Genomic DNA, 11,153 nt, shown 5'->3' on the forward strand with positions numbered 1-11,153 from the left:
TCAGCGCCCGGCCCGCCGGGCGGGGGCAGTCTCCCCCATCGCTTCCGAAAACCGGGGCAGGCCATGACCCGTCGTTGCGTCGCCGTTCTCGTCCTCCTGCTGCTCGCCGCGCCCGTCGCGGCGGTGGCGAACCCGCTCGCCGGCACCTGGCGCATGGCGGCGGACGGCCAGACGGTCGAGATCGAGCTGACGCCCGATGGCCGCTTCGCCCGCCGCGACATCGGCCCCGACGGGCGCGCCATGACCGTGACCGGGCATTGGAGCCTCGCAGGCCAGGCCCCCTGGCTGCGCCTGGTCATCGAGGACTGGGCGCCGCGTCGCGCCTGCGGCCTGACCGGCTGCGCCGAGATCCGCATGCTGCCCGGCGAGACCTATCGTTACGCGCTGCAGGGCCGCGACACCCTCGTGCTCGAGGACACCGGGGGGCGGCTCGCCCTCCGGCGTGCGGGATAGCGGCCATGGGCATGACCATCTCCCAGATCGAGGCCTCCCTCGCGCTCGCCGCCGATCTCGACCAATGCCGCGCGGGCTTTGGCGCGCTGCTCGCGCGCGCGGACCTGCCGGCGGCCGCGGCGACCGAGATCCGCCGCCGCCATGCCGAGCCGCACCGCGCCTATCACGACGCCGCGCATGTCGGCCTTCTGTGGCTGCGCCACCTGCTGCATGGCGGCGATCCGGGCGACCGCGACCTCGCCCTCGCGATCCTGTTCCACGATGCGGTCTATGATCCGATGGCGAAGGACAACGAGGCGCGCTCGGCCGCGCTGCTCGCCACGCTGGTGTCGGGCGACACGGGCTGGGCGCAGCAGGCGATCCTCGCGACCGCCGACCACATGGCCTATGCGGGGGCCGATTGCCGGGTCCTGCGGCTGCTCGACCTCGATCTGAGTCCGCTGGCCGAACGTCCCGCGGCCTTCGCGCGCAACACCGCCTTCCTGCGCCGCGAATACGCCGCGGTGCCCGAGGCAGACTGGCGTGCCGGGCGCCGCCGCGTGCTGGAACGCTTCGCGGCCGCGCCGACAATCTTCCGCACGCGCCTCGGCGCCGCCTACGAGGTGCCGGCGCGGGAGAACCTCGCCGCGGAGATCAATTCGCTCGCCGTGGCGGCATGACGCGAAAGGCGCCGCCGGTCACCAGGCCGAGCGCCAGCCCTTCCACCGCGCCGCCGAAGGCCGCGCCGGCCACCAGCGACACCGGCCCCATCGCGCCGAGGCCGAAGATCCAGCGCAGGCTCGCGACCAGCGTGCCGAGCATGATGCCGAGCGTGACGACCAGCGGCCAGCTGCCGCGCCGGTCGGTCACCGCGCGCAGCACCCGCGCCTGCCCGATGCCGAACAGCACGCCGCCCAGGACGCCGTGCAACACCGCACCCACTACGACATAGCCGGCGATCGACATCGCGCCGCCATGACGCGCCAAGGCCCCGATGACGAGGCCGGAGGACACCGCCACCGCAAAACCCGCCGCTGCCGAAACGCCGATCCAGGCCGCCGCGGGCAGGTCCGGATAGGCCCGCCGCAGCGCCCAGGCCTGCGCCGCGCCGAGCGCCGCGCCCGCGATGGCCCCGCCCACGGCCCGCACCACCACGAGCAAGGCCCCGAAGCGCCCGGCTTCCATCGCCAGGACCGAGGGCCGCATCGACAGCCCCCACAGCGTCGCCAGCGGCGCGCCGATCGCGAGCCCCGCCATGCAGGAGAGGACCCAGCGGCCGGCGAAGCCCTTGGGCGGCGCCCAGGAGTCCATCACCCCTCCTCGGGCAGCGTCACCGAGAGCCAGCCGCGCCCGTCCATGCGCGCGACATCGCCCTTCAGCAGCAGCACGGTCGTCGTGTCGCTCTCGACAATCGCCGGGCCCGCGACCTCCTGCCCCGCGGCAAGCGCGGCGAAGTCGAAGACGGGCAGGTCGGCTTCGGCACCGCCCAGGCGCGCGCGGCGCCGGGCGAAGGGTGCGGAGGGCTCGGTGCGACCCGCGCCCTCGGGCACGGGCATGGGTGGAAGCCGGCCGATCACCGCGAGGCGGGCATTGACCAGCACCACCTCCTCCCCGCGCAGCGCGTAGGTGAAGAGGGATTCGTGGCGCTCGTGGAAGGCCTCGGCGACGCGGCCGGCGAGGCCGGGTGCGTCCCAGGCCAGGTGCTCGAGCGGCACGGCGATCTCGAAGACCTGTTCGCCGTAACGCATGTCCGCGGCGCGCTTCGTCTCCACCTCGCCGCCGAACCAGGTGGCGACGCGGGCGCGGCCTTCCTGCTCCAGGCCCGCCCAGATGGTGCGCAGCGCCGCATCGTCCGGCACGCCGCCGGTGCCGAGCTCGCTCCGCGCCATCTCGTAGCGCAGGTCGGTGTGCAGCATGCCCCAGGCCGACAGCCCGGCCGCGAAGACCGGCACCGCGACCTTGCGCATGCCGAGCTCGCGCGCCACGGCGGAGGCATGCAGCCCCGCCGCGCCGCCGAAAGCGAGCAGGGTGAAGTCGCGCGGATCGACGCCGCGGCGCACCGTCGCGACGCGGATGCCATCCGCCATGCGGACATTCGCCAGGCGATGCACGCCCTCGGCCGTCGCCAGCGCATCGATGCCGAGCGTGGCGCCCAGCCGTTCGAAGGCGCGCAGCGCGCCATCGCGGTCGAGCTTCCGCGCCCCGCCGAGGAAGTTGCCGGGGTCGAGGTAGCCGAGCACCAGGTTGGCGTCGGTCACCGCCGGTTCCGTCCCGCCCTGGCCATAGGCGACCGGGCCCGGCACCGCGCCGGCGCTGCGCGGGCCGACCTGCAGCGTGCCGCCGGCGCCGACATGGCCGATCGACCCGCCGCCGGCGCCGAGCGTCACGATGTCGAGGCTCTCGAGCGCGATGCGCTCACCGGCCACGGTGCGACCGCGGCCCAGCGCTGCCTCCCCGTCCTGGACCAGTGCGATGTCGGTGGAGGTGCCGCCGACATCGAAGGTGATGAGATCCTGCCCGAGCCCACGTTCAGCCAGCGCCACGCCCGCCGCGACGCCGCCCGCCGGGCCGGACAGCGCCGTGCCGGCGGCGAGCCGCGCCGCTTCCTCGACCGGCGCGACGCCGCCATGAGAGAGAATGACGAAGACATTCCCGTCATAGCCGGCATCCGACAGCCGCCCGCGCAGCCGCGCCAGGTAGCGCGAGACGATCGGACCGACATAGGCGTTCACGCAGGCGGTCGAGAAACGCTCGAACTCCTTGATCTGCGGCAGGACCTCGGCCGAAGTCGTGACGAAGATGCCCGGCATCGCGGCGCGCACCGCCTCGGCGGCCGCGCGTTCATGCGCGTCGTCCCGCCAGGAATGCAGGAAGCAGACCGCGACCGCCTCGACCTTCTCGGCCTTCAGCGTCGCGATGGCGGCGTCGAGCGAGGCCTTGTCCAGCGCGATTTCAACGCGGCCTTCGGGGCGAATGCGCTCACGCACCGGCAGGCGCAGGCTGCGCGGCACCAGCGCGGGCGCGGCCGGCAGGCGGAGGTCATAGCGGTCGGGCTTGAGGCCCTCGCGCATCTCGATGACGTCGCGGTGGCCCTCCGTGGTGAGCATCGCGACCTTGGCGCCCTTGCGTTCCAGCAGCGCGTTCGTCGCGACGGTGGTGCCGTGGACGATGCGCTCGGTGCGTGCGAGCAGGTCCTTCAAGGACAGGCCGAGGCGATCCGCCAGAACGCCAAGGCCGTTCACGACGCCCTCGCTCTGGTCCGCCGGCGTGCTCGATGCCTTGGCGAGGGTCGTCACGCCATCCGAAGCGACGCAGACCACGTCGGTGAAGGTGCCGCCGACGTCGACGCCGATGCGATAGGTGGCGCTCATGGCTGCGCTCCGGAGAAAAGGACGGTCGGGGGAGGGGAACCTCCCCCGATCCCCCTCCCTTCTTTGGAAACTGGGGAACTGACTGCCGCGGCCAGCGCCGAGACGACAAAAGAAGGAGGGGGGCTCGGGGGGAGTTCACTCCCCCCGACCTTCATCGCCCGCATCACAGCAGCCCTTCCTCGGCATCGCGGGCGCGCGCCGCCGGATCGCGCTTCTCCGGCGGCCCCCATCCGCCACCGCCTCCCGCGCGCACATGCAGCGTGTCGCCCGGTGCGAGCGGAATGCCGACTTCCTTCGTCCTGAGGTCGCGCGACGTCCCGTCCGCGCGGTTCAGCGTGTAGTGGTGCGGCGCCGCGTCCTGGCCGCCGAGCATCCCCGCCGCGCCATACCGCACGCCGTCGCCCGCGGTGTTCGCCACGGAAGGACCATCGGTCTCGAGCCGCATGACGAGCTCGCCGCCGAGGCCGCCGCGATAGGTGCCGTCGCCGGCGCTACCGGGACGGAATTCGTGCTTGGCGAAGAACAGCGGGAAGCGCGCCTCGGCCATCTCCACGCTGCCGAACTTCAGGCCGCCAGCGGAATGCCATTCGCCCGCGGTGGACCAGCCGTCACCGCGGGAGGATCCACCGCCGCCAGGCCGCGCATGGAACAGGTGCCAGACGAAGGACCGGCCCGGCCGACGCGCGTCGCTGCCCTTGATCGCGACGCGGAAGCGCCGCCCCCAGCCGCCCATGGCGCGCTCGGGACAGGCATTGGCCAGCGCCTTGACCACCGCCTCGACGATCTCGTTCGAGCAGTGGGAGGTGCACATCGTCACCGGCGCGCCCTCGCGCGGCAGGACGATGGTGCCTTCCTTGGCGATGATCTCGATCGGGCGGAAGCAGCCGTCGTTCTTCGCGACCTCGGGGTCGAGGAGGAAGGCGATCGCCATGCGCACCGCGCTCGCGGTGTTGGGCCAGGAGGAATTGAGGAAGGAGGGTACCTGCGGCGCGGAATCCGACAGGTCCACCGTGATGGAATCGCCCGTCTTCGTGACGGTCGCGCGGATCGCGATATCCTCGTGCCCGAAGCCGTCGTCGTCGAGGAAGGCCTCGCCCTTCCATTCGCCATCCTTCCACGATGCGATGATGCGCCGGGCATGCGCCTCGGACAGCGCGAGGATGGCGGCAACCGCGGCCTCGGTCTCCGCCGCGCCATGCTTGTCGAGCACGGCGAGCAGCCGCTTCTCGCCCAGATGCGCCGCGCCGATCATCGCCATCAGGTCGCCGCGCACCTCGCGCGGGAGGCGGGTGTTGGTGACGATCATGCGCACCAGGTCCGGCCGCGCCATCCGCCCCTGGCCGAGCAGGATTGGCGGCAGGCGCAGGCCTTCCTGGAAGATCTCGGTCGCCGCGGGGTTGTAGGCGCCGTGGGTGCCGCCGCCGATGTCGGTGTGGTGCGCGCGCACCACCGAGAAGAACATCAGCCGCCCATCGGCGAAGACCGGCACCACGATGGTCAGGTCCGGCAGATGCGATCCGCCATGGTAGGGATCGTTCAGCAGGTAGATGTCGCCCTCGGCGATCCCGGCGCCGAAGGCTTCGGCCACCGCCTGCACGGCGAAGGGCATGGCGCCGACATGGACCGGGATGTGGTCCGCCTGGGCGAGCAGCCGCGCGCCCGCGTCGCACAGCGCAATCGAGAAGTCGCGCGAGGAGTTCAGGATCTGGGAATAGGCGGTGCGCAGCATCGCCTCCCCCATCTCCTCGACAATGGCGCGGAAGCGATTGTCGAGGACCGAGAGCGTCACGGGATCGGGCGTCGTCATGGGGCGGCACGCTCCGGCGCGGCGCGCGCGGCGTCAAGGCTTCGCAGCGGCACGATGCCGGGCCATGATCCGGCGCAAGACCCAAGGGGAAGGAAGCGCCATGACCGTCACCGTCGAGAACCCGGACCTGCGCATCGTCACGGAAGGGCTGCGCTTCCCCGAAGGCCCGGTCTGCATGCCGGACGGTTCCGTGGCTCTGGTGGAGATCGAGGCGCGGCGGATCACGCGCGTCGCGGCGAACGGCACGAAGTCCACCGTCGCGACCGTGACCGGCGCGCCGAACGGCCTGGCGCTGGGGCCGAAGGGGCTGCTCTATGTCTGCAACAATGGCGGCTTCTCCTGGCATGACGAGCCCGGAATGCTGCGTCCCACCGGCCAGTCCCCGGATTATTCCGGCGGCCGCATCGAAACGGTGGACCCCGCCACCGGCAAGGTCGAGACGCTGTATCGCGCGGTCGACGGCCGGCCGCTGCGCGGGCCGAACGACCTGATGTTCGACGGCCAGGGCGGCTTCTGGTTCAGCGACCTCGGCAAGGTGCGCGCGCGGGACCGCGACCATGGCGGCGCCTATTGGGGCGCAGCGGACGGATCCCGCGTGGTGGAGGCCGCCTTCCCCGTCTTCGGCGGCGCCAACGGCATCGGCATCAGCCCGGATGGCAAGACGCTCTACGTCGCGGAGACCGAGACCGGGCGGCTCTGGGCCTGGGACATCGAGGGACCGGGCAAGGTGAAGAAGGAACCCTGGCCGTCGTCGAATGGCGGGCGGGTGCTGTGCCAGTTCCCGGGCTACCGGCGGCTCGACAGCCTGGCCATCGCGGCCTCGGGCAACATCGTCGTCGCGACGCTGGTGAGCGGCGAGATCACCACCGTCTCGCCCGCCGGCGAGATCGTGCATGTGGTGAAGATGCCCGAGCGGATGCCGACCAACATCTGCTTCGGCGGCGCCGACATGCGCACCGCGTACATCACCCTTTCCACCAGCGGGAAGCTCGTCGCGATGCAATGGCACGAGCCGGGATTCCGCCTGCCGCACGGTTGACAGGCGGCGACGCGGGGCGGAACCTTTGCGCAATTAAGCAAATCCCCGTGGGAGTATCGTCCATGTCCGGTCCGCAGATCGCGCGCCGCGCCCTGATGGGCACGGCGCTTGCCGCGCCTTTCATCCGTCCCGTCGCTGCTCAGGGCAGCGATCCCTACGTGATCGGCACGCTGTTCCCGATGAGCGGCCCGAACGGCGAATACGGTACGCTGTTCACCAACGGCGCGGCGCTCGCCATCGAGCATGCCGCGCAGGACCGCATGCTGCGCCGCCCGATGCGCATCCAGGCCGAGGACACCCAGGCCCTGCCGCAGCAGGGCGTGATCGGCATGACCAAGCTCGTGAACGTGGACAAGGCGCATTACGTCCTGGTCGGCTTCACGGCCGTTTCCAAGGCGGTGGCGCCGGTCGGCGACCGGGCGAAGACCATCATGGTCAACGGCGGCGCGGTCGGCCCCGACCTCGCCGGCCTGTCGCCGTACTTCTGGAATGTCATTCCCCTCGCGCATCTCGAGACGCAGGCCTTCCTGCCTTTCCTGATGCGGCGGAACCTCAAGCGCATCGCTCTCGTCTACGTGGACGACCCGCTCGGCGATGCGATCCTCGGCCTGCTGCGGACCGAGTTGCCGAAGACCGGCGGCGAGCTGGCCGGCACCTTCTCGGTGCCGCGCACGGCGCAGCAGTTCGGCCCCGTCGCGGCGCGCGTGCGCCAGGTGCGGGCGGATGCGGTCTATGTCGCCTCCTTCGGCGCGCAGCAGGCGCAGATCATCAAGGGGCTGCGCGACAACGGCATCCGCCAGCCGATCGTCGGCTATTCGGCGCTGTCCATCGCCTCCGTCACCGCCCTGCCGGAAGCCGAGGGCGTGATCTTCACCAGCCAGAAGTTCGACTACACCGGCGGGTCCGAGATCACCCGCCGCTTCGCCACCGACTTCAAGGCGAAGTACGGCAGCGAACCCGGCGCCTACAATGCCAACTACTACAACGCGGTGCGGCTGTTTGCCCTGCTGGCGAAGGAGCTCGAGGCGCAGAACACCGAGGTGAACGGCGACAGCCTGCGCGCCACGCTGCTGCGGGTGCGGGAGTTCGACCTGGTCGGCGGCAAGGGCCGCTTCGACGACCAGGGCAACATGTCGGCCGAGATCCAGGTCAACGAGATCCGCGGCGGGCGCGTCGTCCCGATCACCTGAGATCCCGCGTGCTCTTCCTGCAACTCCTGCTGCAGGGCATCCAGACGGGTGCCCTGTATGCGCTGACCGCCGCGGGCTTCGCGCTGATCTTCGGTGCGACCCGCATCTTCCATTTCGCGCACGGGACCTCCTTCACCCTCGCCGGCTACGTCTTCCTGTTCTGCTGGAACGGGGGGCTGCCGGGATGGTTCGGCACGCTGGCAGGGATCGCGGTGGCGATGCTGTTCGGCCTCGCGATGGAACGCCTGGTCTACCGGCCGATCCAGCGGCACGAGGGATCCTTCTTCACGGTCTTCGTCGCGGCCTTCGGCGTCGCCGTCGTGGTGCAGAACCTGGTCGGCATGGTGGCCGGGCGCGGCTTCGCATCGGTGGATACGCGGCTGTCGCTCGCGACCGAGGTGCTGCCGGACGTCTTCCTCGCGCCGATCTTCTGGATCGCGATCGCGGTGGCGGTCGTGCTGTTCGCCGCGCTGTCGGCCTTCCTCACGCGCACCCATGCGGGCGTCGCGCTGCGGGCGCTGGCGCAGAACCCGGATCTGCTGCGGGCCTACGGACTGTCCTCGAACCGGCTGTCGATGCTGGCCTTCGCAGTGGGTTCGGCCATGGCGGCGCCGGCGGCGATCCTGACGGCGATGACGACCGGGTTGAACGAGGCGATCGGGCACCACGTCATGCTGATCTCCATGGCCGCGACCATCGTCGGCGGCGTGGGGTCGCTGCGCGGCGCGGCGCTTGCGGGGCTGATGCTGGGCGTGGCGGAATCCGTGGCCCTGCAGTTCGTCGACACGCAATGGGCCGAGGCGGTGTCCTTCCTCGTGCTGTTCGCCTTCATCATCTTCCGCCCGAGCGGCTTCTTCGGGGTGGCCCAGACGCGATGATCGCCTATGCCGCAAACCTCGCGACGATCGTCGCGATATTCGGGATCCTCGCCGCCACGCTGAACTTCGTGGTGGGCTTCGCGGGGATCTTCTCGGTCGCCCACGCGGTGTTCTTCGGCCTTGGCGCCTATGCCGGGGCGCAGGTGGCGCTGCACATCGTCCCCGACGCTCTGCTCGCCTGCGTCGTCGCGGCGGTGGTGGCGGGCGGGCTGTCGCTGTGCCTCGCCCTGCCGGCGCTGCGGGTGCGCGGGGAATACTTCGTCGCCGCCTCGCTGGGGCTGCAGATGATGGCGACGACGCTGTTCTCCGAAGCCAAGGCCTTCACCGGCGGCATCGGCGGGCTGGTCGCCATCCCGCGCCCGACGCTGTTCGGCGTGGAGGTCTCCGTGCTGCCGCTCGCGCTCGTCGCGCTGGCGCTGATCCTGTTCGCCACCGCGCTGCTCCAGCGCGGCGCCTTCGGGCGCACGCTGCAGGCGCTGCGCGACGCCGAAAGCGCGGCCGAGGCACTCGGCAAGAACGTCGCGGCGGCGAAGACGCTCGCCATGCTGTTTGCCTGCGCCGGGGCCGGCATCGCGGGCGCGCTGTTCGCGCTGCACCTGTCCTTCGTGAACGTCGAATCCTTCACCATGGACCAGTCGGTGCTGGTGATGGCGATGGTCATCATCGGCGGCACGGGCACGCTGTGGGGGCCGATCATCGGGGCGATCATCCTGCTCTCGCTGCCGGCGGGCCTCGCCTTCGTGCCCTTCATCCCGGCGACCGAGGTCGGGGCTGTGCAGCAGATCATCTACGGCCTCGCCATGACGCTGCTGATGATCTTCCGCCCGGCCGGACTGGTCGGCGACCTCTCGAAGGGGAGGGCCACGGCATGACGGACGAGGTCCTCCGCACCGAGAACCTGGCGCGCGCCTTCGGCGGGCTGCAGGCGGTGGCCGGCGTGTCGCTCTCGCTCTATGCCGGAAAGGTCACGGCACTGGTTGGGCCGAACGGCGCCGGCAAGACGACGACCTTCAACCTCATCACCGGCAACCTGCGCGCCGATTCCGGCGCGGCGCAGATCCGCGGCAAGCCGATCATGGGGCTGAAGCCGTGGCAGGTCGCGCGGCTCGGCGTCGCGCGCTCCTTCCAGGACCTGCGTCTGTTCACGCATATGACCGTGCGCGAGAACGTGCTCGCGGCGACCGAGACGGCCTCCTGGTTCTGGCAGCCCGGTGGCGGCGCGGCACGGCGTGCGCGGGAGGACCGGGCAGCGCGCGCCCTGGAGGCGACCGGCCTCGCCGCGCTCGCCAATGCCCGCGCGGTCGACCTCGCCTACGCGGAGCGCAAGTTCCTCTCCATGGCGCGCATCCTCGCCGCCGAGGCCGATATCTGGCTGCTCGACGAACCCGCCTCGGGCCTCGATCTCGCCTCACGCCTGCGCTTCGGGGAATTGCTGCGCGGCGCGACCGCGCGCGGCGTCGCGATCTGCCTGATCGAGCACAACCTCGACGTGGTGACGGAACTCTCCGACCGCATCGCCTTCCTCGACCAGGGGAAGGTGCTGGCGGAAGGCGACCCGCAGACCATCCTCCGCGACCCGGCGCTCGCCGCCATCTATTTCGGCGACCGCCCGCAGGAGGCTGCATGAGCCAGGACGCCATCCAGGCGAAAGGCCTCGCCGCCGGCTATGGCGGGCGCGAGGTGCTGCAGGATGTCTCGCTGACGCTGAAGGCCGGCGAGATCCTCTGCCTCATCGGCCACAATGGCGCGGGCAAGTCGACGCTGCTGCGCGTGCTGTTCGGGCTGCACCGTCCGTCTGCCGGCAGCATCCGCATCTTCGGCCAGGTGCCGGGGGCCTATACGCCCGCGGCCCTCGGCGCCATCGGCGTCGCGCTGGTGCCCGAAGGCCGCGGCGTCTTCCCCGACCTCACGGTGGAGGAGATCTTCGGCCTCGCCTTGTGGTCGGCCGGCGTCGCGAAGGCCGAGCAGCGCGAGCGCATCGAGGAGGTCCTCGAGGTCCTGCCGCGCATCAAGGAATTCCGCACACGCCGCGCCGGCACGCTCTCGGGTGGGCAGCAGCAGATGGTCTCGATCGGCCGCGCGCTGCTGACGCGCCCGAAGGTGCTGCTGCTGGACGAACCATCCATCGGCCTGGCGCCGAAGCTGTTCCAGGACCTGATCCGCCCGATCGCCGCGCTGCGCGAGACCCGCGGCATGTCGATCCTGCTGGTCGAGCAGAATGTGCGCGAGGCCTTCGCCGTCTCGGACCGCGTGCTGGTGATGCGCTCCGGCGCCTTCATCTACGAGGGCACGCCCGCGGACCTCGACGACCACGCGAAGCTGATGGAGTTGTTCTAGGCTCCAGCCTCAATCAGGTCCATCCGATGAGGATGGCGGCGATGGCGACGGCCGAGGCGAAATTGGCGGCGAGCTTGTCGTAGCGGGTGTGTATCCGGC

Annotated in this window: 11 protein-coding genes; 8 read left to right on the forward strand and 3 right to left on the reverse strand. The window is 71.2% G+C overall.

Translation table 11 applies throughout. From position 1 onward, the window contains the following. The first annotated feature begins 63 nt into the window (after positions 1–63). Together GWK15_RS20095 and GWK15_RS20100 are read left to right on the forward strand one after the other, a co-directional pair. On the forward strand, positions 64–453 hold the full coding sequence (locus GWK15_RS20095; RefSeq protein ID WP_168043167.1) for a hypothetical protein: 390 nt from the start codon (positions 64–66) through the stop codon (positions 451–453). 5 nt (positions 454–458) lie between these two features. After that, the gene (locus GWK15_RS20100; protein WP_168043168.1) at positions 459–1,112 is read left to right on the forward strand and encodes an HD domain-containing protein; all 654 of its coding nucleotides are present in this window, start codon (positions 459–461) and stop codon (positions 1,110–1,112) included. Here GWK15_RS20100 and GWK15_RS20105 read toward each other — a convergent pair. The 3 genes from GWK15_RS20105 to GWK15_RS20115 form a co-directional block, all read right to left on the reverse strand. After that, positions 1,087–1,743, reverse strand: a complete 657-nt coding sequence (locus GWK15_RS20105) for a hypothetical protein (protein WP_168043169.1) — start codon at positions 1,741–1,743, stop codon at positions 1,087–1,089. The genes GWK15_RS20100 and GWK15_RS20105 overlap by 26 nt on opposite strands. Then, entirely contained in the window at positions 1,743–3,803 is a 2,061-nt protein-coding gene (locus GWK15_RS20110) for a hydantoinase/oxoprolinase family protein (RefSeq protein ID WP_168043170.1), read from the reverse strand. Before GWK15_RS20110 ends, GWK15_RS20105 begins: the two co-directional genes overlap by 1 nt. A gap of 163 nt (positions 3,804–3,966) precedes the next feature. Further along, complete coding sequence (locus GWK15_RS20115) at positions 3,967–5,610, reverse strand: hydantoinase B/oxoprolinase family protein (protein WP_168043171.1); 1,644 nt, start codon at positions 5,608–5,610, stop codon at positions 3,967–3,969. 100 nt (positions 5,611–5,710) lie between these two features. On the opposite strand from GWK15_RS20115, the gene GWK15_RS20120 reads away from it, so the two are divergent. From GWK15_RS20120 to GWK15_RS20145, 6 genes are all read left to right on the forward strand, one after another. Beyond that, complete coding sequence (locus GWK15_RS20120; protein ID WP_168043172.1) at positions 5,711–6,649, forward strand: SMP-30/gluconolactonase/LRE family protein; 939 nt, start codon at positions 5,711–5,713, stop codon at positions 6,647–6,649. Between the two features lie 62 nt (positions 6,650–6,711). Further along, positions 6,712–7,839, forward strand: a complete 1,128-nt coding sequence (locus tag GWK15_RS20125; RefSeq protein WP_245211773.1) for an ABC transporter substrate-binding protein — start codon at positions 6,712–6,714, stop codon at positions 7,837–7,839. An 8-nt stretch (positions 7,840–7,847) separates the two neighbouring features. Further along, positions 7,848–8,717: an ABC transporter permease subunit gene (locus tag GWK15_RS20130; protein WP_168043173.1), complete on the forward strand. Its 870-nt coding sequence runs from the start codon at positions 7,848–7,850 to the stop codon at positions 8,715–8,717. After that, positions 8,714–9,589 (forward strand): branched-chain amino acid ABC transporter permease, encoded by an 876-nt coding sequence (locus GWK15_RS20135; protein WP_168043174.1) that lies wholly within the window; start codon positions 8,714–8,716, stop codon positions 9,587–9,589. Before GWK15_RS20130 ends, GWK15_RS20135 begins: the two co-directional genes overlap by 4 nt. After that, on the forward strand, positions 9,586–10,344 hold the full coding sequence (locus GWK15_RS20140; RefSeq protein ID WP_168043175.1) for an ABC transporter ATP-binding protein: 759 nt from the start codon (positions 9,586–9,588) through the stop codon (positions 10,342–10,344). The genes GWK15_RS20135 and GWK15_RS20140 overlap by 4 nt, the downstream gene beginning before the upstream one ends. Beyond that, positions 10,341–11,054 (forward strand): ABC transporter ATP-binding protein, encoded by a 714-nt coding sequence (locus GWK15_RS20145; RefSeq protein WP_168043176.1) that lies wholly within the window; start codon positions 10,341–10,343, stop codon positions 11,052–11,054. The genes GWK15_RS20140 and GWK15_RS20145 overlap by 4 nt, the downstream gene beginning before the upstream one ends. Positions 11,055–11,153: the final 99 nt, after the last annotated feature.

Origin of the sequence: Neoroseomonas oryzicola, from assembly GCF_012163135.1 — a bacterium.
GTDB classification, from domain to species: Bacteria; Pseudomonadota; Alphaproteobacteria; order Acetobacterales; family Acetobacteraceae; genus Neoroseomonas; species Neoroseomonas oryzicola.

What these genes read in the sequence shown, in the direction of transcription:
- GWK15_RS20095 (WP_168043167.1), top strand. Translation starts at nt 64, where the DNA reads ATGACCCGTCGTTGCGTCGCCGTTCTCGTCCTCCTGCTGCTCGCCGCG.
- GWK15_RS20100 (WP_168043168.1), top strand. Translation starts at nt 459, where the DNA reads ATGGGCATGACCATCTCCCAGATCGAGGCCTCCCTCGCGCTCGCCGCC.
- GWK15_RS20105 (WP_168043169.1), bottom strand. Translation starts at nt 1,743, where the DNA reads ATGGACTCCTGGGCGCCGCCCAAGGGCTTCGCCGGCCGCTGGGTCCTC.
- GWK15_RS20110 (WP_168043170.1), bottom strand. Translation starts at nt 3,803, where the DNA reads ATGAGCGCCACCTATCGCATCGGCGTCGACGTCGGCGGCACCTTCACC.
- GWK15_RS20115 (WP_168043171.1), bottom strand. Translation starts at nt 5,610, where the DNA reads ATGACGACGCCCGATCCCGTGACGCTCTCGGTCCTCGACAATCGCTTC.
- GWK15_RS20120 (WP_168043172.1), top strand. Translation starts at nt 5,711, where the DNA reads ATGACCGTCACCGTCGAGAACCCGGACCTGCGCATCGTCACGGAAGGG.
- GWK15_RS20125 (WP_245211773.1), top strand. Translation starts at nt 6,712, where the DNA reads ATGTCCGGTCCGCAGATCGCGCGCCGCGCCCTGATGGGCACGGCGCTT.
- GWK15_RS20135 (WP_168043174.1), top strand. Translation starts at nt 8,714, where the DNA reads ATGATCGCCTATGCCGCAAACCTCGCGACGATCGTCGCGATATTCGGG.
- GWK15_RS20140 (WP_168043175.1), top strand. Translation starts at nt 9,586, where the DNA reads ATGACGGACGAGGTCCTCCGCACCGAGAACCTGGCGCGCGCCTTCGGC.
- GWK15_RS20145 (WP_168043176.1), top strand. Translation starts at nt 10,341, where the DNA reads ATGAGCCAGGACGCCATCCAGGCGAAAGGCCTCGCCGCCGGCTATGGC.